Source organism: Tissierella pigra, assembly GCF_009695605.1.
In the GTDB taxonomy this organism is placed as follows: domain Bacteria; phylum Bacillota; class Clostridia; order Tissierellales; family Tissierellaceae; genus Tissierella; species Tissierella pigra.
Map to the genome: position 1 here is coordinate 15,594 of NZ_VUNQ01000014.1, position 18,171 is coordinate 33,764.

The 18,171-nt window shown below is 29.8% G+C and carries 28 protein-coding genes; all 28 read left to right on the plus strand.

The genetic code is table 11. The features are described from left to right. Position 1 precedes the first annotated feature (1 nt). The 28 genes from FYJ83_RS07935 to FYJ83_RS08070 all read left to right on the plus strand — a co-directional run bounded on the left by FYJ83_RS07935 (position 2) and on the right by FYJ83_RS08070 (position 17,972). Positions 2 to 898, plus strand: a complete 897-nt coding sequence (locus FYJ83_RS07935) for a DUF3102 domain-containing protein (protein ID WP_154439797.1) — start codon at positions 2 to 4, stop codon at positions 896 to 898. A gap of 461 nt (positions 899 to 1,359) precedes the next feature. Then, the gene (locus tag FYJ83_RS07940) at positions 1,360 to 1,551 is read left to right on the plus strand and encodes a DUF5659 domain-containing protein (RefSeq protein ID WP_154439798.1); all 192 of its coding nucleotides are present in this window, start codon (positions 1,360 to 1,362) and stop codon (positions 1,549 to 1,551) included. Between the two features lie 30 nt (positions 1,552 to 1,581). Continuing rightward, positions 1,582 to 3,069: a DEAD/DEAH box helicase gene (locus FYJ83_RS07945; RefSeq protein WP_154439799.1), complete on the plus strand. Its 1,488-nt coding sequence runs from the start codon at positions 1,582 to 1,584 to the stop codon at positions 3,067 to 3,069. A 559-nt stretch (positions 3,070 to 3,628) separates the two neighbouring features. Next, complete coding sequence (locus tag FYJ83_RS07950; protein ID WP_154439800.1) at positions 3,629 to 4,522, plus strand: hypothetical protein; 894 nt, start codon at positions 3,629 to 3,631, stop codon at positions 4,520 to 4,522. Then, positions 4,498 to 4,695, plus strand: coding sequence for a hypothetical protein (locus FYJ83_RS07955; RefSeq protein WP_154439801.1), 198 nt, complete (start codon positions 4,498 to 4,500; stop codon positions 4,693 to 4,695). The genes FYJ83_RS07950 and FYJ83_RS07955 overlap by 25 nt, the downstream gene beginning before the upstream one ends. A 465-nt stretch (positions 4,696 to 5,160) precedes the next feature. Next, positions 5,161 to 5,466, plus strand: a complete 306-nt coding sequence (locus tag FYJ83_RS07960; protein WP_154439802.1) for a hypothetical protein — start codon at positions 5,161 to 5,163, stop codon at positions 5,464 to 5,466. After that, positions 5,459 to 5,758 carry a hypothetical protein gene (locus tag FYJ83_RS07965; RefSeq protein WP_154439803.1) on the plus strand — a complete coding sequence of 100 codons (300 nt, stop codon included), beginning with the start codon at positions 5,459 to 5,461 and terminating at the stop codon, positions 5,756 to 5,758. The genes FYJ83_RS07960 and FYJ83_RS07965 overlap by 8 nt, the downstream gene beginning before the upstream one ends. A gap of 1 nt (position 5,759) precedes the next feature. Continuing rightward, a complete protein-coding gene (locus tag FYJ83_RS07970; RefSeq protein WP_154439804.1) occupies positions 5,760 to 6,080 on the plus strand; it encodes a hypothetical protein in 321 nt (106 codons plus the stop codon). Positions 6,081 to 6,093: 13 nt separating this feature from the next. Beyond that, positions 6,094 to 6,381, plus strand: a complete 288-nt coding sequence (locus FYJ83_RS07975; RefSeq protein WP_154439805.1) for a DUF5659 domain-containing protein — start codon at positions 6,094 to 6,096, stop codon at positions 6,379 to 6,381. Between the two features lie 12 nt (positions 6,382 to 6,393). Further along, complete coding sequence (locus FYJ83_RS07980) at positions 6,394 to 6,567, plus strand: hypothetical protein (RefSeq protein WP_154439806.1); 174 nt, start codon at positions 6,394 to 6,396, stop codon at positions 6,565 to 6,567. Positions 6,568 to 6,584: 17 nt separating this feature from the next. After that, positions 6,585 to 6,944, plus strand: a complete 360-nt coding sequence (locus FYJ83_RS07985; protein ID WP_154439807.1) for a hypothetical protein — start codon at positions 6,585 to 6,587, stop codon at positions 6,942 to 6,944. Next, positions 6,944 to 7,102, plus strand: coding sequence for a hypothetical protein (locus FYJ83_RS07990; RefSeq protein ID WP_154439808.1), 159 nt, complete (start codon positions 6,944 to 6,946; stop codon positions 7,100 to 7,102). Before FYJ83_RS07985 ends, FYJ83_RS07990 begins: the two co-directional genes overlap by 1 nt. Positions 7,103 to 7,417: 315 nt before the next feature. Further along, on the plus strand, positions 7,418 to 7,876 hold the full coding sequence (locus tag FYJ83_RS07995) for a hypothetical protein (protein ID WP_154439809.1): 459 nt from the start codon (positions 7,418 to 7,420) through the stop codon (positions 7,874 to 7,876). Positions 7,877 to 8,070: 194 nt separating this feature from the next. Continuing rightward, complete coding sequence (locus FYJ83_RS08000; protein ID WP_154439810.1) at positions 8,071 to 8,652, plus strand: tyrosine-type recombinase/integrase; 582 nt, start codon at positions 8,071 to 8,073, stop codon at positions 8,650 to 8,652. 229 nt (positions 8,653 to 8,881) lie between these two features. Beyond that, complete coding sequence (locus FYJ83_RS08005; protein WP_154439811.1) at positions 8,882 to 9,271, plus strand: hypothetical protein; 390 nt, start codon at positions 8,882 to 8,884, stop codon at positions 9,269 to 9,271. Positions 9,272 to 9,275: 4 nt separating this feature from the next. Then, positions 9,276 to 9,665, plus strand: coding sequence for a hypothetical protein (locus tag FYJ83_RS08010; RefSeq protein WP_154439812.1), 390 nt, complete (start codon positions 9,276 to 9,278; stop codon positions 9,663 to 9,665). 61 nt (positions 9,666 to 9,726) lie between these two features. Then, complete coding sequence (locus tag FYJ83_RS08015) at positions 9,727 to 10,095, plus strand: hypothetical protein (RefSeq protein ID WP_154439813.1); 369 nt, start codon at positions 9,727 to 9,729, stop codon at positions 10,093 to 10,095. A gap of 100 nt (positions 10,096 to 10,195) precedes the next feature. Beyond that, complete coding sequence (locus FYJ83_RS08020) at positions 10,196 to 10,441, plus strand: YjcQ family protein (protein ID WP_195837952.1); 246 nt, start codon at positions 10,196 to 10,198, stop codon at positions 10,439 to 10,441. A gap of 120 nt (positions 10,442 to 10,561) precedes the next feature. Then, positions 10,562 to 12,229, plus strand: coding sequence for a hypothetical protein (locus FYJ83_RS08025; RefSeq protein ID WP_154439815.1), 1,668 nt, complete (start codon positions 10,562 to 10,564; stop codon positions 12,227 to 12,229). A 16-nt stretch (positions 12,230 to 12,245) separates the two neighbouring features. After that, positions 12,246 to 13,553, plus strand: a complete 1,308-nt coding sequence (locus FYJ83_RS08030; protein WP_154439816.1) for a phage portal protein — start codon at positions 12,246 to 12,248, stop codon at positions 13,551 to 13,553. A 1-nt stretch (position 13,554) separates the two neighbouring features. Next, positions 13,555 to 14,442, plus strand: a complete 888-nt coding sequence (locus FYJ83_RS08035) for a minor capsid protein (RefSeq protein WP_154439817.1) — start codon at positions 13,555 to 13,557, stop codon at positions 14,440 to 14,442. 123 nt (positions 14,443 to 14,565) lie between these two features. After that, the gene (locus FYJ83_RS08040) at positions 14,566 to 15,144 is read left to right on the plus strand and encodes a DUF4355 domain-containing protein (RefSeq protein WP_195837953.1); all 579 of its coding nucleotides are present in this window, start codon (positions 14,566 to 14,568) and stop codon (positions 15,142 to 15,144) included. Positions 15,145 to 15,208: 64 nt separating this feature from the next. Continuing rightward, positions 15,209 to 16,021 carry a phage major capsid protein gene (locus FYJ83_RS08045; RefSeq protein ID WP_154439819.1) on the plus strand — a complete coding sequence of 271 codons (813 nt, stop codon included), beginning with the start codon at positions 15,209 to 15,211 and terminating at the stop codon, positions 16,019 to 16,021. Between the two features lie 60 nt (positions 16,022 to 16,081). After that, positions 16,082 to 16,390 (plus strand): head-tail connector protein, encoded by a 309-nt coding sequence (locus FYJ83_RS08050; protein ID WP_154439820.1) that lies wholly within the window; start codon positions 16,082 to 16,084, stop codon positions 16,388 to 16,390. Positions 16,391 to 16,396: 6 nt separating this feature from the next. Next, positions 16,397 to 16,993, plus strand: a complete 597-nt coding sequence (locus FYJ83_RS08055) for a hypothetical protein (RefSeq protein WP_154439821.1) — start codon at positions 16,397 to 16,399, stop codon at positions 16,991 to 16,993. After that, a complete protein-coding gene (locus FYJ83_RS08060) occupies positions 16,983 to 17,291 on the plus strand; it encodes a hypothetical protein (RefSeq protein WP_154439822.1) in 309 nt (102 codons plus the stop codon). Before FYJ83_RS08055 ends, FYJ83_RS08060 begins: the two co-directional genes overlap by 11 nt. After that, positions 17,291 to 17,602 (plus strand): HK97 gp10 family phage protein, encoded by a 312-nt coding sequence (locus FYJ83_RS08065; RefSeq protein ID WP_154439823.1) that lies wholly within the window; start codon positions 17,291 to 17,293, stop codon positions 17,600 to 17,602. Before FYJ83_RS08060 ends, FYJ83_RS08065 begins: the two co-directional genes overlap by 1 nt. After that, positions 17,595 to 17,972: a hypothetical protein gene (locus tag FYJ83_RS08070; protein ID WP_154439824.1), complete on the plus strand. Its 378-nt coding sequence runs from the start codon at positions 17,595 to 17,597 to the stop codon at positions 17,970 to 17,972. The genes FYJ83_RS08065 and FYJ83_RS08070 overlap by 8 nt, the downstream gene beginning before the upstream one ends. The last annotated feature ends 199 nt before the right edge of the window (positions 17,973 to 18,171 follow it).

Consider the following 18,171-nt stretch of genomic DNA (forward strand, 5'->3'; position numbering starts at 1 on the left):
TATGAAAACCTTAGACAATATAAAGAAGTCGATATATGAAAGTGAAGCAATCATTAAGACAAATGAAAATTCGGTCGGTATTAGTCTCTGGAGCATAGGCAATGAACTTAAGTACATAAGAGATAACAAAACATATGAGGAAAAGGGTTATTGTAGTTTTCAAGAATATACAGAAACAGAGTTGAATTATAAAAAGAGCCATGTTTATAATTTTATTACAATAGCAGAAAATTATAATGTCCAATCGATTGGAAAAGTAGGTAATTTAGGTATTAATAAATTATTATCCTTATCAAAATTATCAGAAGGTGTAAGGGAAGAGTTTATAGAAGATAATCAGGTGGAGGATATGACGACAAGAGAATTACAACAAGTTATTAAAGAGAAAAAGGCATTAGAAAAAGAGAATGAAGAATTAAAAAACAAACCATCAGAAATTATAGAAATTGACAAAACTGATTACAAAGCTATTGATAAATTAAAACAAGAGTTAGAGAGTAAAAACAATCTATATAGAATTGCAAAAGAAAAAGAAGAAATTTACAAGAATCAATTAGAAACATATCAGAATCAACTAGCCTTATATGAAAAAGATAGTCAAAAATACAAAGATTTAACTAGACAGATTGAACTACTAACTAAAGAGAAAGATGATATAGGTAGAGCTGTAAAATCTGCAACAGAATTAAGTGGATATGTATACAAAATAGAAACCTTTATAAAACAAGAATTAGCACCAATTAAATATTCTAGAGCATTAATAGAGAGTAGTGAAAACAAAGTTGTAATGGATAATGTAAGGCAAATTGTGGAAGTGGTGAGAGAGTGGTGCAATGAAATGGATAGTTATTTAACAGGTAACAAACAAAATATAATTTATGCGGAGAATGTGATGTAAGTTAAGGGTCTGGGGTTTTTAGCCCCACCCTTGCAATGAAAATAGACGGAACAAAATTGTTCCGTCTTAGAAAATCAAGTGTCCCCAATTTTGGGGAGTGGAAAAAGTTCATAGTTAAAATAGATGAGGTCGGTTTGGACTATGAGTCCATTCCGTTAAATTATCAAAGTCTACACATTTAACGATTAATAACACAGAAATTTTACATATAATAATGGCTATAAATACACATTTACAAATAATAAAAGTTAATCGAGTTGGTGTATCGTGTATTATATTGTCTTATCAATGTGGTTGATAAGAATGTCTTAACGATGCTATCGTTATGGGTTTGAGCCATCTCGGTCGACCACGAAATTATTAAATGTTCATAATGAACATTTAGAAAAACGTTTATTACATTATGTAAGTAACGTTCTGTTCTTTTAGAACATTATAAAATAGAAAGGTGGTAATCGTATATGTATAGAGAAAATAGAAATAGACAAAGTTTTTACGTCATCAGAGGAATAGGAATGGTTAATTATTTAGTAAGACAAGGCTTCGACTTAATTAAAGTAGAAGATGACAAAGACAAGCCAGAATTCAAAGTATTTCTATTTAATAATACACCAGAGTTAAGGGAAGCGATGGGAGGATATAAAAGTAGGTAAGCGAAAACAATAATCGAAAGGGGAATGTATATGAGAGTAAGCGAACTTGTAACAACTGATGAAATAAAGAAGTGGAAAAATGGAGATATAATAGCTATAAAAGCAGGAACGGGTAGAGGGAAATCATATTTAATTAAAAATATTTTATATGGTTTTGCAAAGGGGTTACATAATAATAAAAAAATATTAATGTTAATACATAGGGTAAACTGTATAAATCAATTTCAAAAGGAAATAGAGGATGATAATAAAACGGATGTTATAAAAATAGATTCCTACCAATCTTTAGAGTTTAAGATTAAGAATGGGATTAAAATAGATTTTTCTGAATATGCTTACATAGTATGCGATGAATTTCACTATTTTATGAGTGATGCAGCTTTCAATAAAACAACGGATATATCATTAAACACAATATTAGAACAATCGAATAAAATAAGGATATTCATGTCGGCTACTGGTGATTATATGAAAAATTATATCAATAATATTAAAGGCTTAGATACAATTAATTATGAATTGCCAATTGATTATGATTTTATAAAGAAATTAACATTCTTTGATAAAGATGAGACAATGGAAAAATTTATTGAAGAAGCGATAGAAAAAGGTGATAAAGGAATATTCTTTGTTCAAAAGGCCCAAAAAGCATATGAATTACATAAGAAATATCCCGAGCATACTCTGTTTAATTGTAGCGAAAGTAACAACAAAGGTTATTATAAATATGTCAATAAAGATAAAATTAGTAAAATGTTAGCTGATGAAGGCTTTGAAGAGCAAATATTAATCACTACTACAACAATGGACGCAGGAGTTAATATTACAGATACAGATGTTAAACATATAGTTTGTGATATTGAAGATGTAGGTTCACTTATCCAATGCATAGGTAGAAGAAGAATAAGCCATAAAATCAAAGATGATGGAATCTATCTTTATATTAAAAACAGGAGCAACAAGCAACTAGGGGGCAGAAAGACTCAAACGAACGACAAGATTAAAAGAGCAGAGTATTTTAAGAAGTATGGAGAAATTGAATATGTAAAGAAACATGGTAGAGATCCAGATAATAATGCTATTGTTTATGAAGAAGTTAATGCAGATGAAACTGGTATATATAAAAAAATAAATGATATGGCTTATTATAAATCTCTTATTGATATAGCAATAATTGAAGAAATGATAGAAAATAGTTATATTACATATATTAGTAAATTATTCAATAAAAGATACAGAACATTGAAGGAAGAGTACGAGAGAGAAAAGTTAGAAAAGTATTTAGACAGTATGGTTGGTCAAGTAATGCTAACAAGTAAAGATAGAACAGAATTAATTAATAGTTTAAATGTTAGACAGAACGGTAAATTGTTAAGAAGTTTAGATAGTTTAAATTCTGCATTGAGGGAACAAAGAATTGGATTTTATATTGAACAGTTTCAAACTAGCAGAATGATTGACAATAAAAAGAAGAATTTTAAAAATGCTTGGCGAGTTTTAAGGTTGGTCAACAAATAAAGCGGCAGAATGAATTTGATACAGTGAGAGAAAATAATGTATATTTATCGTTAAATATGTGTTTTACCCCCTTATTTGGGTGTTAAGCTCTATATAAGCTAGACACCCAAAAAGGGTGGTAAATATATAAAAATTGATTAAATCGTAACAGTGAACTATATAATATACTATATTAGATAATTGTTACGAAATTGAGTGTAATTTATGTAATGATGGGGGGGTATTCCTTAATAGATATATATTAGAGAACCCCACCCCATTGTATAACAAAAAGGGACAAATTTATATTGTAGTTGCAAAAGTTTTAAAAATAAATATAAATAAATTTCATTGGACTTGCGTAGCAAGGACAATGCCCCTCGGGAGAGACCGTCGGTAGACATATCAACAGTTAAATAAATATATTAAACAAATTAGGACTAGGAAATTAACTCTTAGTCCTTTTTATATGTAAAAAATAATAAATAAGGAAGGTGAAAAGATGTTATTAAAATTTAAGATTAAGGGAGATTTTGACATCGCATAAACCTACTAAATTTTACAAATGAACATCGTGCTTATGAATAGGGAATATTTAGAGAAAATTAAAAGGGATTATCCATGGATCTGGGATAAAGAAAATGAATATTATCTGATAATTTCTGACGATATGGATTCGCTACTTAGTGCAATCTGTCTAATGTCACATAGAGATAATATAAAAATCGGGGGATTTCTTGATTATCGAGAAGGATTTTACATAAAGAAAGGATTAGAAGGTAAATTAACAAAGGACAATATAATTTGTATTGATATGAGTCCATGCGAAGATGGCATAAAGTCTATTAGTAATCATGTTACAAGACGATTTGAGGGTGAGGAAGTTAATTCACAAGATATTAATTTAAGTAATATGGATGGTATAAGTCCTAAAAATTACTTTCACAAATATAACTTGAATACATTTATATTGATATATTCATTGTTAGGGCTGAAACCTTCAAGTGAAAAGGCGAGTGCATTAATGTTAATGTTGGATAGTGCCTATTTACCATTTTATGCTAGTAAGTCATATCAAGACTCATTTACACAGAAACATTATCTTTGTGATGTATTGGATTTAGAAGAAGTTTGGCAGGTGCAAGAAAAGATAACTAAAACAGAGTTTATAAATGCTAAAGCATCTCTAGGGTTATCTACTAAAATTTATGTTGATGATGAAGGAGTTAAAACGGCAGATGATAAAGTTGATTTAGAAGGCATCTGTGAAATATTAGAAATTGATTATAAGCCAGAGCAGTTGCATGGCTTTTTTTATTTGACTAAATTAGTAAATACAATTACAAGACATATAAATGTTAGGGTTATTAATAGAGAAAATATATTAGGTCTTGCAGTGACTAGGCGAGATACACAAAAAATATGTTGGGTTGAAGGAGGAATTGGATCGTGTATATCTCTAAAAGAGAATTAGAGAATTTAGGTAAAGTATTAAGTAAGGTTGATATAAGAAGTTTAAATAAAGAAGAATACAAAAGTTATAACCAGATGCAAAGGGTGGTAACAAATAGGGTTAAACCTACTACAATTAAAAGAACTACAGTAAGAAAAGCTAATGTTATATTGTCTAATTTGAAGATTAAATAAAGTGGTTGATAGATAGGGACAAGGAGCAAAAACCGCTCCTTTGTCCTCTTTTTGTGAAGGAGTAGTAGAAATATTACTCTTTTGACTTTTTTGCAAGAATTAAGTCACAGAGTTGGGGTTTAGCCGACCCTTTCTCACCTTCTTTGATATATTGCCAGAAATGGCTTTATATATATTAATGATGCGTTTTTTAGCTGTAATCATTATGTGGTAGTCCTAGTGTGCAGGTTCGAATCCTGCCCCTCCTAAAGTAAGAAACTAGGTATCCGCATCAGGTGAAATTCCTGCCCGCCATCCCTCGGAGAAATAATAAGGTTGGCAATACGATATTGTGTAATGAGTATTTTACTTATTGCATAGTGATCTGTCCTTTCCTCATGAGTTTAGAGAGTAGTCGGTGATTACTCTCTATATTTGTGGGGTCAATAGTTAAATAGAAAATTAAATTTGAGGGGGTTAAATAATATGTCATTAGAGAAATTAGAAAAGAAAGTTGAAGAAAGAGCAGTTAAACCTAATGTGGGTGAAGCATTTGAATTAAAAATTGAAGAAAATCGTGATTTAAAGAAAATATCTTCTTCTGTGGATGCAGTGTATAGGTTAGTAGACAACACGACAAGGCGTATAGAGAGAAGTTTATTGGAAATTAAAAATAAGCAAAATTTAATAATTAAATTATTAGAAAGTGAAGGTTTGGATTTTGAAGAATTACAAAAGCAAGAAGAAATTAAACAACTTGAAAATAAATTGAAAGAGTTGAGAGGTGAGTAAGTTGTTGGGAGAAAATAAAGAGCTTTATCAAGCAATATTAGACGATATAACTGATAGAACAAATGGCGAGTGGGATAGAATGTCGGCAACAGAACGTCTAGCCGTTGTGATGATAATGAAAGAATTCAAGAAATCTATTGATAGATATATGCAACAGGAGTATTACAAAATAAAAATGTGGGCGAGTTTAGATGTAGATGATATTTTACTAGATGTAAAAGAACCAGACTTGACAAGATGGAAAGATAATAGTTTTCAAGAACAATTTGAGAAATTGATGAGGGGGAATTAGAGTGATAAAAACATTTGAGGATGCACTTGATATGTGTGACTATGATATAAAAGTAAAATTTGCATATCTTGATAATTTGCTTTGCGATTTAGACGATGATATAAGCGAAGTATTTGAAGAGATAGCATATGCAGAGGTAGATGAGGAAATCTGTAATAGATTGATAGAATCCGATTTTGAAGATGAGAGAGAAAGGTTATTTAAAATTAATCAAAGACAAATGAAGTTAGCGGAAGAGTTAGATTATCTTCAGGTTAAATATGACATTGTTGAGGATTTATATGAGGAAGTGTTGTTTAATATATTAGCTAATATAGATTAAGGTGGGTGCGAATATGGAAGAAAAGAGAGAGAAGTCAGAGTTGTATTTTGTTACATCACCATATTTAAATGCTTATTTACTAAGCAAGGGATTTGAGATGCAGAGAGTTGCAAAGCTAGACAACGAAAAGATTGCATTGTTTTATAAAAATACTGATGAATTGCATAATTGTATAAAAGAGTATAGGGCAAACAAAGAATTATATAATTACATAAGTGGATATAGAAAAGTAATAGATATGTTTAGGTTATTTAAGCAACAAGAACAAGTTAAGGAAATGACAGAATTACCATTTGATTAAGGAGTTGAGTTTATGAATGATGAGCAGTTTCAGGAATATAGAGACACTCTACATAATGCATTAGAGGAAGTTATTATTAATATTGACGAGAACAATAAAAAGCAGTTACATAGATTAGAAGATAAAGTTGATAAAACTAATAGGGATCTGGACAAGTTAATAGAGTTGTTAGAGAAATTATTATAAAAAAGGGGCTGGAGTTAATGAAAGAGTTTGTGGGAGTTGTATTAGAAGAAATAAAGGGAATTGTTAAAAGCAATGGCAGAAATATAGCGGATAATTCACTTAGAATTATGACTTTAACAGATAAAGTTGATAATATAAAAGAAGATACTAAAACAATATCAGAAGTAATTGCAGATATGCAAAGTGATGTGAATACTTTATTAGATTTAAATTTACAAATGAAAGAAAATATCGAAGAACAAAGAAAATGCAATCAGGAAATAAGGTTATTATTTGAGAAATTTATTGATAATCATAAAGAAATTAGTAGAGATATAGACAATTTAAAAAGATTGGATAGGGAAATTTGGGGAGATAGAAAAGTAGGTGCTATGTAATGGACACTTACGAAGTATTATTGGTTGAAAGAGATAGCGATGGCAATAGTACATATTATATAAGATACTATAATAATGGTCTGGAGTGGAAAGGTATAGATTTAAAGTTGGATGAGTGGGGTTTTGAGAACTTTATAACTGGAAAGGTTGAGGTTTAATTTTAAGCCCATATAGAGTTTAGAAGGTTGCAAGATATTGCAAGGGGATAGTGCATATATGTAGTAGTTATAGTAATATATATGGATATATATAGTGTTGTTTTAAGGGGTACTTACATAGGGTGTGTAAAGGAAAAACCTTGATAGTAAACATGGAAAATAGAGTAATATTTGAGTATATTAAAGTAGTTGTACATATTGGAATTAGTAGGTTTGAAGTATGTTTATATGTGAGTGAAATGATTGATAATTTATTGGGAAATATAGATGCGAAGTCAAGCAAGTGTTATCCAAATTAAGACGGGGGTGATTGAAATGATTAACTTAAGTGATAAAGAAAGAAAAGCAATTGAACTTGTTCTGGAAGGTAGATTGAATAGAAGTGAGATAGCAGAAGAATGTGGATATGCTAACAGATCAAGTATATATAAAATATTACAAAAAGAAGAAGCTAAAGAGTATATGCAACAAATAGCAGAGCGTTCTGTTAGTGAAGCAGTTGCAATACTTAAAGCTAATGCAAATGAAGCGGCTAGAAACCTTGTTAAGATTGCAAGTGGTGATATTAAAGCAGAGGATAAACAAACGGTATACGCCTTACTACAAGCCATTAACAGTGTATTAGAGAAATCAGGACTTAGTAGTAAGAATATTACTCTTAATGATTTAAGAGAAAAAGAAGCCAATGTATCTGATGAGGATATATTGACCGCTATAGATGAAGCCAGAGAGGAAGATTTAGACAATGTAATAGATATAAGAAAAGCAAAATAAGTTAATAGAATGGAAATTTTAAAAGGTTGAATACTACTTAATTACCTTTAGTAGTATTGGGATAATTAGCTATAAGTATTGATATTACTATATTCCATGGTATATTACAAATTATTTAATGTTTATCTATTGACTTGAATACTACTTAATGATATTATTATACATAATAAGTAATATTCATTGGAGGGGTAAATATGAGTAATAAACCTAAAGAGGTTGAACCATTTAAGAATATTAAAGACATAGAAAAAATTAAACAATACTTAAAAGGTAAAGATAATTTAAGAGATTACACAATATTTACAGTTGGGATTAATGTTGGACTTAGAGCAGGGGATTTATTAGCTTTAAGATGGTCAGATGTTTTAGAAGGTAATAGGATAAAAAAGACCGCCTATATCATTGAAGAAAAGACAAAGAAGGGTAAGGATATAGAATTTAATAAATCCTCTAGAGAAGCCCTACAAGCCTTTAAGGATACCTTTGATAGTGTAGATCTAGATGATTATATCTTTACAAGTAGAAAAGGAAATGAACATTTGCAAGTTAGAAGTTTGCATAGGATTATTAATGATGTAGTTAAAGAATTGAAGATAAAAGGAAATTACGGTACTCATAGTTTGAGAAAGACATTCGGGTATCATAGATATAATAATGGAATACAATTAGAAACATTGCAAAAGATTTTCAATCATTCTACACAAAGTATGACATTAAAATATATTGGAATTACAAAAGAGGTCATACAGGATGCCTACAATAGCGTCAATCTATAAGACAGTGATTAAGTTCACCGTCTTTTTTTATGTCTATAGGTAGGGTGTGGGGGTATTCTAAATGGGATTAGGTGATATCCCCGTTAGCCGACAACTTAGAATTTTTTGCAATTTTCCAAGCCCTTTTGTAATCTCTATAAATTTTCTACCAATTTTCTAGGACTTTTTTATAACTTCATCTTCAAATAATGTTATAATGAATTCAAATATTAATATAGGAGATGAAAATATGAAAATAATAAGCGAAGATATCACATTAGAAGATATAATTAACTTTGTACATAAAGTAAGTTTTAATCCATTGGAGTTAGACGATGGAAAAGGGAATGTAGTAATGATTCATGGTAAACGTGGAAAAGATTTAATAGTGTTAATTAAGAATCGTGAAGATTTGGAAGATTATCAGGAGAATGTTTTAAAGAAAACTATCACAAATGGATTTTTGATGAGGGAGAAAATTAGAGGGACATTATTTCACGAATTATCCATAGTGGAAGAAACTATCACATTTGAAGATTGGATGAATGGATGGACTGAAGAAGAAAGAGAATTATATTCTAATCAATATAGACTCGAATATGATGCAATAAATGAACCTTTTAAAATTTACGGGGAATAATGTTATGAAATTTAAACTCAAACGTTTTTTAATCATATTGAATGTAATGCTATTCATAATTCTTGTAATTCAACTAGCTGATAATACTTTATACCTTAAAGATATAAAAACAGAGTTTATAAATGCCTTTAGTGAGGATTATGTAGTAAATATACATAAAATGAGAGAAGGTAAATTTGTAATATTAGCAACAATTCCAGAAGAATTATATAGGGAAATGGATTATACTGAAAAGGTGAATCAATTTAAGGATAGCTTAAGTAAGTATAAAATCAATCCAGATAAAGTTAATAGGATAGTGTTAAATGTGGGGTATCATGGCAAAGATACTAAATACATACAAAGTACAACAGATATAGATTTAAGATATATAAATCAAAAATCCTTTGACTAAAATAGAGTATTAATATAATCTTTCTATTATAGGAATAAATTTATTATTGGAGGAATTAAGTATGGAGAATACTTTTAAAGAAGATTTTGAAATAGTAAAAAATAAAAATATTAGTAAGTTGATAAAATTAGATAAAATGTTAAAAAAGATTAATAATACAGTTTGCAGAGGAGAAGTCAACATAATAGATAAGGATAGAAACTTATTGGCTCAAACACATTATGAATACTTTAAAATTGCTATATTGGAAGATATGGTTCTTTTAACGAGATACAACAATGAAATTGAAATAGAAACCAAAGATACGACGAGAATTCACACCAATAATATCACTAGATATAGGATAGATACTACTTCATTGACATTAGAAGGAGATTTAAATGACAATACAATTGTTAATATACTAATAGTTGTAAAAGACCTTGATTAATATTTGTCGAAACTTGCGATAAATAATTAAAGGAGTTTAATCCTCTTTTGTCTAATTGTATATATGTAAGTATTTATATTAGATGAAAGGGGAAAGGGAAATGGATAAAATCAAGTGTATGAAGAAGGTAATAGAAGTAATGTTAGATGGAAAAGAGCCAAAATATCTAGATTTTGAAGAATATATACCAGAGACACAAGATTTTGCTCAATTGCTTTATGAAATGCAAGAAAATGGTTATATAAAAGGGTTTGATTTTGCAAGAGCCAAAGGGAAGCCATCGATACCTTTTATAGATAAAGATGCTAAAGTAACAGATTTGGGAATAAAGTTCTATAAAAACTAAATAGCATCAACAATTTGAACCTTTAATAGGTTCTTTTTTTATATTTATATATCTTAAATAATCTCATCATAATTGATAATTATAATTAAGCAACTAGCGTGAAAGTAGGTGATATATGGAATGGCAGATTTAGTAACAACTCAAGAAGATAGAAAGTTATTATATAAATATTTATCTGAAATGTATGGAGATAAACAAGCTGAAAAACTAATGTTGAAACATAAAAAGAATTTATTTGGCTATCATGGTTTGGCGTGGGCAGTAGGTAGAAGAAACTTAGAATATTTTTCATTATACTTCTTATCTAATGTTTATCTTGCAGAGGGAAATGCAGAAATTGCTCCTATTCATTTTGAAATGTGGGATGAAATCAATAGTATGGTACTAAATAAGTCCCATGATAAACAAGTTTATATCCTTCCTAGAGGTACTGGTAAATCCTTATTTGGTTCTTTGGCTACCTCCATCTGGGTAAGTTTATATAATCATAAAACCTATACTGTTATTGCAAGTGCTATTGGAGATACGGCAGAAACCTTTATAAGAAATATTAAAATGGCGGTTGATGGCAATAAGAGAATAGAAGAAGCATTTGGTCAAATGTATGACACTAGAAAGTATATAAACAATAGTGAAAAGGTGGAATTTGCAAATAGGACTATGATACAAAGTATAAGTGCAGCTTCAACATTAAGGGGTAAGTCATACAATAATAAAAGAATTGAATTATTGCTATTGGATGATTACCAGAAGGATGATGAAGTTATGACAGATGAACAAAGGGAAAAGAAATGGAAAAGGTTTAGTGATGATGTCAACTATGCAATGCAAAAGGACAATAGCACTATGATTGCAGTTGGTACTATACAACATAAAGAATGTTTCTATAGTAGATTAACTAAATCTCCAACATGGAAAACTAAGCAAGAAAAAGGAATATTAGTTGATGATGTAGATGAATTATTTAATAGTGGACATTGGGAAGAATTTAAAAGGCTATTAACTGATAAAGATAATGATAATAGACTTGATTATGCTAAAGAGTATTATCTACAGAACAAAGAAGAAATGCAATACCCTTTATTATGGCAATCATACTGGGATTGTTTAGATATTGCCCTACAATATTATGAAAATCCTATTTCTTTTAAACAAGAGATGCAAGGTGATGTAGATAGTATAGGGGAAAAGAGATTTAAAACTATAATTACAGAGTCGGCAGAAGTAATTGAAAGCCATGATTTTAAGAAAACTATGTTATGTGTTGACCCTGCGGGAAGTGGAACAAAGGGTAAGAGGGATTACTATGCCTTTGTGGTTGGATCAGTTGCAGATAATAAAGTTAAGTATATAAGGAAGGGCGAATTATATAGGTTTGATTTTGATGAGTATCTGAATAAGATACTTTTTTATTTGCGTACATATACGGATATTACCCATGTATTTATAGAGAAACAAACTTATTCAGGTGGAGATGTTATCAGGTTAAAAGAATTATTAAAAGAAGATAGTGAGTTAATGGCAAGGAATATAACTATAATCAATGACCATCAACGAATGAATAAAGATGCAAAAATTAATTTAATCGTTCCAGATGTGAATATGGGAAGGCTTATCTTTAATGAAGATGATAGTGAAGCACTAGAACAATTATCAGATTTTGCAGGTGTTGAGTATTCATTACACGATGACTTTCCTGATGTGGTAGCTCAATTTAGTTTAGAGATAGACAAGCTAAATAAACAAATTCAATCATTAAAATTCTTTGATAGAAGTTTATTATTTTAGAAAGTAGGTGCATATATTGGATAATTTTAAAGTAACAGAAAAAATTATATTAGAATGTTTAAAAGAATTAGATAAAAATGCAATAAGGTATCAGAAATACAAGGATTACTATGAGGGTGATATTGGTGTAATATTTAAAGATTATACTATGCAAGATTCAAGAAGTAATATGAAAATCCCTTTTAACTTTTGTAGAAAATTTGTAGATGTAGAAACAGGTTATTTGTTAGGTAAGGATATAAATTATATATCTAAAAGTGGAAATCAAGAAATCATAGATACTATTGATTATCACATGACACACTGGGTTCAAGAACATGATATATTGCTTAGAAAATCAAGTGAAATATATGGTATTGCATGGGAATTAAACTATGTAGATAGAGATGGAGATTTTAAAGCTACTGTATTAAATCCATTAAATTCATACATATTAGAAGATGGAACAGTTGAAAGAAATGCAATCATGGCTATATATAAATATCAAAAAAGGTTTGATGATAATGAATATATAGATGTATTTGTAGATAATAGAATTATTACATATATAGTAGATGGAGATAGTTTAAAGAAGATAGATGAAAGAACACATATATTTGATAGAGTTCCAATAATTAGCTGTCCTGCAAATAGTGAAAGACTATCAGGTTTTCATGATATTATTCCATTGGTTCAAGCATTTAGTCATCTAAATTCAGATTTATGTAACGAGGTGGCAGACCATAGAAACGCTTATCTACTTATCGAAAATGCAGAGTTACAAGAGGACGATTTAGCAAGAATGAAAAAGGCGGGTATAATTCAAGTTCCACAAGGGGCAAGTGTAAAATGGTTAATTAAAGACATCAATGACGATTTTGTTCAGAATGAATTAAATTTACTCGAGAAAAAGATATATGATTTATCTGACCAAGTAAACTTCAATGAAAATTGGGCAAGTAATACATCTGGACTAGCATTAAAGAATAAATTATTAAACTTAGAAAACAGAATAGCACTTAGAGAAGCAATTATGGAAAATGTAATTAAGCAAAGGCTAAGAAATTTCTTTGAATATATTAAAGTTAGAGAAGGTAAAGAATACAATTATAAAGATATATCTGTTCAATTTACCAGAAATTTACCGACCGATTTAGCAGGTTTAGCGGATATGGTAACTAAGTTAAAAGGTACTGCATCAGATGAAACATTATTAGCTCAACTTCCATTTATTGCTAATCCTACTCTTGAATTAGAAAAGAGAAGGAAAGAACAAGAAGCAGAAATGTTAGACTTAGAAAAAATAACAGATGATTTAGCAGATAAATATAATTTAGGTGATTAAGATGTTCAAACAATTAGAGAAAGAAATATTAAAGTTGAGAATAGCAATTGAGAAGGAAACTAATAAAGATATTAAAAGAATATTACTAGAACAGAAAAAACATCTTGAAAGAGTAAGGCGTGATATTGGTTCTATCTATATGAAGTATGCAGATAGTGAAGGAAAGCTAGTTATAAATAGTCTAGATAGATTCAATATATTGAGGGAAATGGAAAAAAATATAATTAATATGAGTAGGGAATTAATCAAGAAAACTACAAATATAACTGATGAAGCATTGCTTAGGTCATATGTAGATGGATATTATAAAACAGCTCATATAATTAACAATGGTTCTAGTGTAGGTATTAATTACAAGCTACTTAGACCAGAGTTTATTGAGTCAGTTTTGAGGGCTAATTTTGAGGGAATGACTTATTCAGATAGAATTTGGAAGAATACGAATAATCTATACAGTAAGTTATATGACATTATTGGTAAAGGAATTACTGATGGAACTTCTATACAAAAATTAAGTAAAGAAGTTAAGAATGCCTTTGGAACATCAAGTTTTGAAGCCCATAGACTAGTAAGAAATGAATTATCAAGAGTAGTTTCTCAAGCTCAAGACCAGATATATCATGATAGTGGGGTTGTACAAGAATTAATGTTTGTAGCTACTTTAGATGATAGAATATCTGAAACTTGTCAAGGACTGGATGGGAATAGATATAAACTTACTGATAATTATCCTAAAATACCCGAAGATACTCATATAATGTGCAGGTCATGTTATGTTCCAATAGTTAGTGGAGACTGGAATCCACGAACTAGAAGAGATAATATTACAAAAGAAAATATCCCATATACAAAATATGAGGATTGGGCTGAACAAAATAATATTAGTTGATTAAGGCATCTTGATAAAGAAATCAAGGTGTCTTTTTCTATATAAAAAAATAATACATATTAGGGCTATATCATGCAAACTGAAAAGGGTGTAAGTATAGAACTAGAAAAGGAGAATGTGAAAATGGAAAAATTAAATTTACAATTATTTGCAGAAAATACAGAGGTTGAGGAAACTCAAACAGAGGAAACTCAAGCATCTGAAAAGGAGTTTGATATTCAATCAATTCTTAATAATCCAGAATTTATTAAACATATGGAATCATATGCAGATAAGAGGGTTACTGGTGCATTAACTAAAAAAGAAAAAGAGTATCAAGCACAACTCGAAGCAGAGAGAAAAAAAGCAAGTATGACACAAGAAGAGCTTCAACAAGAGAAGGAAAGAGAGTTATTAGAAAGAGAAAATCAACTAAAACAATATGAGTTAAAACTATCGAAATTGGATTACTTCAAAGAAAAGGGCTATAATATAGAACTTTTAGACTTTGTTGGTGGTACTGATGAAGAAGAAATTAAATCTAATTCTGATAAGTTAATTGAAATTGTAAATAAGGCAGTGGAGAAAGTAGTTCAAGAAAGATTAAAGAAGGATGCTTATGCTCCACCGACTACTCAAGTAGAAGGTAAATTATCTTTAGCAGATATGGAGAATATGAGTATAGAAGAAATTAATAAGATTTGGGACAAGGTAGCAAAATAGTCGTTTCGGAATTTAGACATTAAACAAATTACTAACTAAAAAACTAGAAAGAGAGTGATATTTTATGGCAATTACAACTTTTAGAAAAAATATATGGGAAGCAAGATTATTAGCGAATTTTCACAGTGTGAGTATAGCAGATGTTATTACTACTAAACCTGTTGATGTTCAGGGAGCAAAGATTATATTTAACAGAGTAGGTGCGGGAAGTGTTAAAGATTACGCAGGTACTATTGCATGGGATGAAATAACAACTACACCAATCGAAATGTTAATGGCTCAAAAGAAATATTTTGCTTTTAGCGTTGATGATGTAGATAAAATAGGTTTAGCAGGAGAATTAATTGATGCAACTGTTAAAGAACATTCAGATGTTTTAGCAGAAACTATTGACAGTGCAGTATTAGCAAAAGCAGTAGCGGGAGTTAAGGCAGCTCATAAGGTAGGAAGTGCTACTACTAAGAAAACTATTGCAAAGGTTACAGAAGCATATGACTATATAGTTGATCTAGGTACTTTACTAGGAAAAGCTAAAGTTCCTGCAACTGATAGATTTGTTGTTGTTAATAATGACTACCTAAACTTACTTCAAAAAGATGATAGATTTACTAGAAATCCAGAAGTTTTAGCAAATGGTATTGTTGCAAATGCTAAGATAAACGGATTTACTGTAATAGTATCTGAAGAAGTGGGAGCAGGTAAAGTTGTTGCATTACATAAATCTGCTATGGGATATGGTAAGGCGATTGATAATCTTGAGGCAATGAGATTACAAAGTGCATTTGCAGATGGAGTTAGAGGACTTTGTGTATATGATTCCGTTGTGTTAAGAGAAGATGCTATTGCAGTTCTTTTCTATGATGTAACATTGGCATAATCAAAATAGTTGAGGGGATTAAATTCCCCTCTTATTCTATATATAGGAGGGGATAAATAAATGTTAGAGTTATTAAAAGGTTTATTAAATATTACAGATACAAGTAAAGATACTGTATTAAATCATCATTTGTCTAAAGCTAAAAAATCTATTCAATCTTATTTGTGTTGGTCAGATGAAGAGTTTGCCTTAAATGAAGCTAAATTTCAAACTCAAATTGTAGATTTAGCAGTTTATTATTATCAAAATAGAAATAATGCGGGAGTGATTCAACAATCGCAAGGTAGTAGGTCACAAACCTTTGAGCGTGGAATTCCAAAAGAAATAATTCAGAGTTTGCCAATGCCAAGAGTGCAAATTATAGGATAAAAGGGGTTGGTGAAAATAAAAAAAGATTTAACTGGTAAAAAGTTCGGAAGATTAACTGTTAAGGAGAAAGATACTAAAAAAAACAAAGGAAGAAATTATTGGATATGCGAGTGTGATTGTGGGAATATCAAATCTATTCGTACTGATGCTTTAACATGTGGGCATACTAAATCATGTGGTTGTTTAAATAAAGAAACTCAATTCAAACCAATTCATGGTATGAAAAATACAAGACTATACAATGTATGGGGAGGAATGAAGAACAGATGTAGAAATAAGAATTCATCAGATTATGTAGATTACGGTGGAAGAGGAATTTCATATTGCAAAGAATGGGAAGATTTCATTCCTTTTTATAATTGGGCTATAGAAAATGGGTATGAAGAAGGTTTAAGTATTGATAGAGTTGACAACAATGGTAATTATGAACCTAGTAATTGTAGATGGACGACAACTAAACAACAAGCAAATAACCGTAGAACCAATGTGATAACAGAGTATAAAGGTCAGAAGTTTACACTAAAAGAATTATCAGAGAAACTTGATATTTCGTATTACACTGTGATATCAATGCGTGACAGGGGTGTTTTAAATGTTCTATGATAAAGAAATATCTATTTTAAGTGATAATAGTTATATGGATGATTACGGATTATTGGTTGAGGGTCAAAGTGAAGTAATTAAAACTATTCAATGTGATGTTCAACCTCATACTCAAAAAATGAATTATAGGGACTTTAGCTATGATAAAGACGCTAAATATAAAGTATTTTGTGACCCCGAAGAATTATTAAAACTAGGCACTCAGGTAAGCTATAAAAATAATATATATTATATAGTTGAAATCAAGGACTGGGATGATTATTTAATTCTGTTACTCGATGATAAGAAGGTGACATAATGACTAAAGGAATAACCATTGAAGAAGCTAAAAAGCAAATGCACGAAAAGGTGTTAAGAGCTATGAGGGAAGTAGGTTTTGAATTAGAAGCTCAAGTTAAGTTAGTAACTCCAGTTGACACAGGTGCATTGCGTAGGTCAATCACCAATAAAACAGAGGATAAAGGTGACATAATAGAAACAGAAGTCGGTTCTTATGGAATTGAGTATGCCTATATTGTAGATCAAAGAGTCCCGTATTTAGAAAGTACGGTTGATTCCAATTTAGAACAGATTAGAAGAAAGATAAGAGAGGTGTTGTCAAATGATTAAATTATTAAGGCAACATCTGTTAAATAATACTAAATTAAAATCTATGTTAGATAAAAATGATAGTATATTCTATATAGATAAGCCCGAAAAGAGAGAAGATAAAACTTATATAGTAATTAAAGATAAATTGCTAAGTGGAAGATATATTGAAGAATATCAATTAACCTTTCATATAGTAAGCCCTACTCCACAAGTGGTGAAAGATATAGAGAAAGAGTTAATATCTTATCTGAATGACCCTAGAGGAGAAAAGATTATTAAAAATGATGATACATATATAAGAAATATTCAAGTATTAAATGGTGGAGGAACTATAAGAACACCAGAAAATGACTACTTATCGGTAGTCTATTTTATTGCAAGAAAATAAATTAAAAGAAAGAGAGTGATTAATATGACATTACATTATCAAGAAAGTGATCCTATTATATTAGGTAAATTCATTGCCGTCTAGTATGGTGACATATTAGATTATCATCGGGCAATATCGGTGAAGTCCTCCAATTTTCATAGGATAATACCGAGATAACTTTATAGATTGCGTATGGCTATAAAGCATCGTAGAGCGT

What these genes read in the sequence shown, in the direction of transcription:
- FYJ83_RS07935 (WP_154439797.1), top strand. Translation starts at nt 2, where the DNA reads ATGAAAACCTTAGACAATATAAAGAAGTCGATATATGAAAGTGAAGCA.
- FYJ83_RS07940 (WP_154439798.1), top strand. Translation starts at nt 1,360, where the DNA reads ATGTATAGAGAAAATAGAAATAGACAAAGTTTTTACGTCATCAGAGGA.
- FYJ83_RS07945 (WP_154439799.1), top strand. Translation starts at nt 1,582, where the DNA reads ATGAGAGTAAGCGAACTTGTAACAACTGATGAAATAAAGAAGTGGAAA.
- FYJ83_RS07950 (WP_154439800.1), top strand. Translation starts at nt 3,629, where the DNA reads ATGAATAGGGAATATTTAGAGAAAATTAAAAGGGATTATCCATGGATC.
- FYJ83_RS07960 (WP_154439802.1), top strand. Translation starts at nt 5,161, where the DNA reads ATGTCATTAGAGAAATTAGAAAAGAAAGTTGAAGAAAGAGCAGTTAAA.
- FYJ83_RS07975 (WP_154439805.1), top strand. Translation starts at nt 6,094, where the DNA reads ATGGAAGAAAAGAGAGAGAAGTCAGAGTTGTATTTTGTTACATCACCA.
- FYJ83_RS07980 (WP_154439806.1), top strand. Translation starts at nt 6,394, where the DNA reads ATGAATGATGAGCAGTTTCAGGAATATAGAGACACTCTACATAATGCA.
- FYJ83_RS07985 (WP_154439807.1), top strand. Translation starts at nt 6,585, where the DNA reads ATGAAAGAGTTTGTGGGAGTTGTATTAGAAGAAATAAAGGGAATTGTT.
- FYJ83_RS07990 (WP_154439808.1), top strand. Translation starts at nt 6,944, where the DNA reads ATGGACACTTACGAAGTATTATTGGTTGAAAGAGATAGCGATGGCAAT.
- FYJ83_RS07995 (WP_154439809.1), top strand. Translation starts at nt 7,418, where the DNA reads ATGATTAACTTAAGTGATAAAGAAAGAAAAGCAATTGAACTTGTTCTG.
- FYJ83_RS08000 (WP_154439810.1), top strand. Translation starts at nt 8,071, where the DNA reads ATGAGTAATAAACCTAAAGAGGTTGAACCATTTAAGAATATTAAAGAC.
- FYJ83_RS08005 (WP_154439811.1), top strand. Translation starts at nt 8,882, where the DNA reads ATGAAAATAATAAGCGAAGATATCACATTAGAAGATATAATTAACTTT.
- FYJ83_RS08010 (WP_154439812.1), top strand. Translation starts at nt 9,276, where the DNA reads ATGAAATTTAAACTCAAACGTTTTTTAATCATATTGAATGTAATGCTA.
- FYJ83_RS08015 (WP_154439813.1), top strand. Translation starts at nt 9,727, where the DNA reads ATGGAGAATACTTTTAAAGAAGATTTTGAAATAGTAAAAAATAAAAAT.
- FYJ83_RS08020 (WP_195837952.1), top strand. Translation starts at nt 10,196, where the DNA reads ATGGATAAAATCAAGTGTATGAAGAAGGTAATAGAAGTAATGTTAGAT.
- FYJ83_RS08025 (WP_154439815.1), top strand. Translation starts at nt 10,562, where the DNA reads ATGGCAGATTTAGTAACAACTCAAGAAGATAGAAAGTTATTATATAAA.
- FYJ83_RS08035 (WP_154439817.1), top strand. Translation starts at nt 13,555, where the DNA reads ATGTTCAAACAATTAGAGAAAGAAATATTAAAGTTGAGAATAGCAATT.
- FYJ83_RS08040 (WP_195837953.1), top strand. Translation starts at nt 14,566, where the DNA reads ATGGAAAAATTAAATTTACAATTATTTGCAGAAAATACAGAGGTTGAG.
- FYJ83_RS08045 (WP_154439819.1), top strand. Translation starts at nt 15,209, where the DNA reads ATGGCAATTACAACTTTTAGAAAAAATATATGGGAAGCAAGATTATTA.
- FYJ83_RS08050 (WP_154439820.1), top strand. Translation starts at nt 16,082, where the DNA reads ATGTTAGAGTTATTAAAAGGTTTATTAAATATTACAGATACAAGTAAA.
- FYJ83_RS08060 (WP_154439822.1), top strand. Translation starts at nt 16,983, where the DNA reads ATGTTCTATGATAAAGAAATATCTATTTTAAGTGATAATAGTTATATG.
- FYJ83_RS08065 (WP_154439823.1), top strand. Translation starts at nt 17,291, where the DNA reads ATGACTAAAGGAATAACCATTGAAGAAGCTAAAAAGCAAATGCACGAA.
- FYJ83_RS08070 (WP_154439824.1), top strand. Translation starts at nt 17,595, where the DNA reads ATGATTAAATTATTAAGGCAACATCTGTTAAATAATACTAAATTAAAA.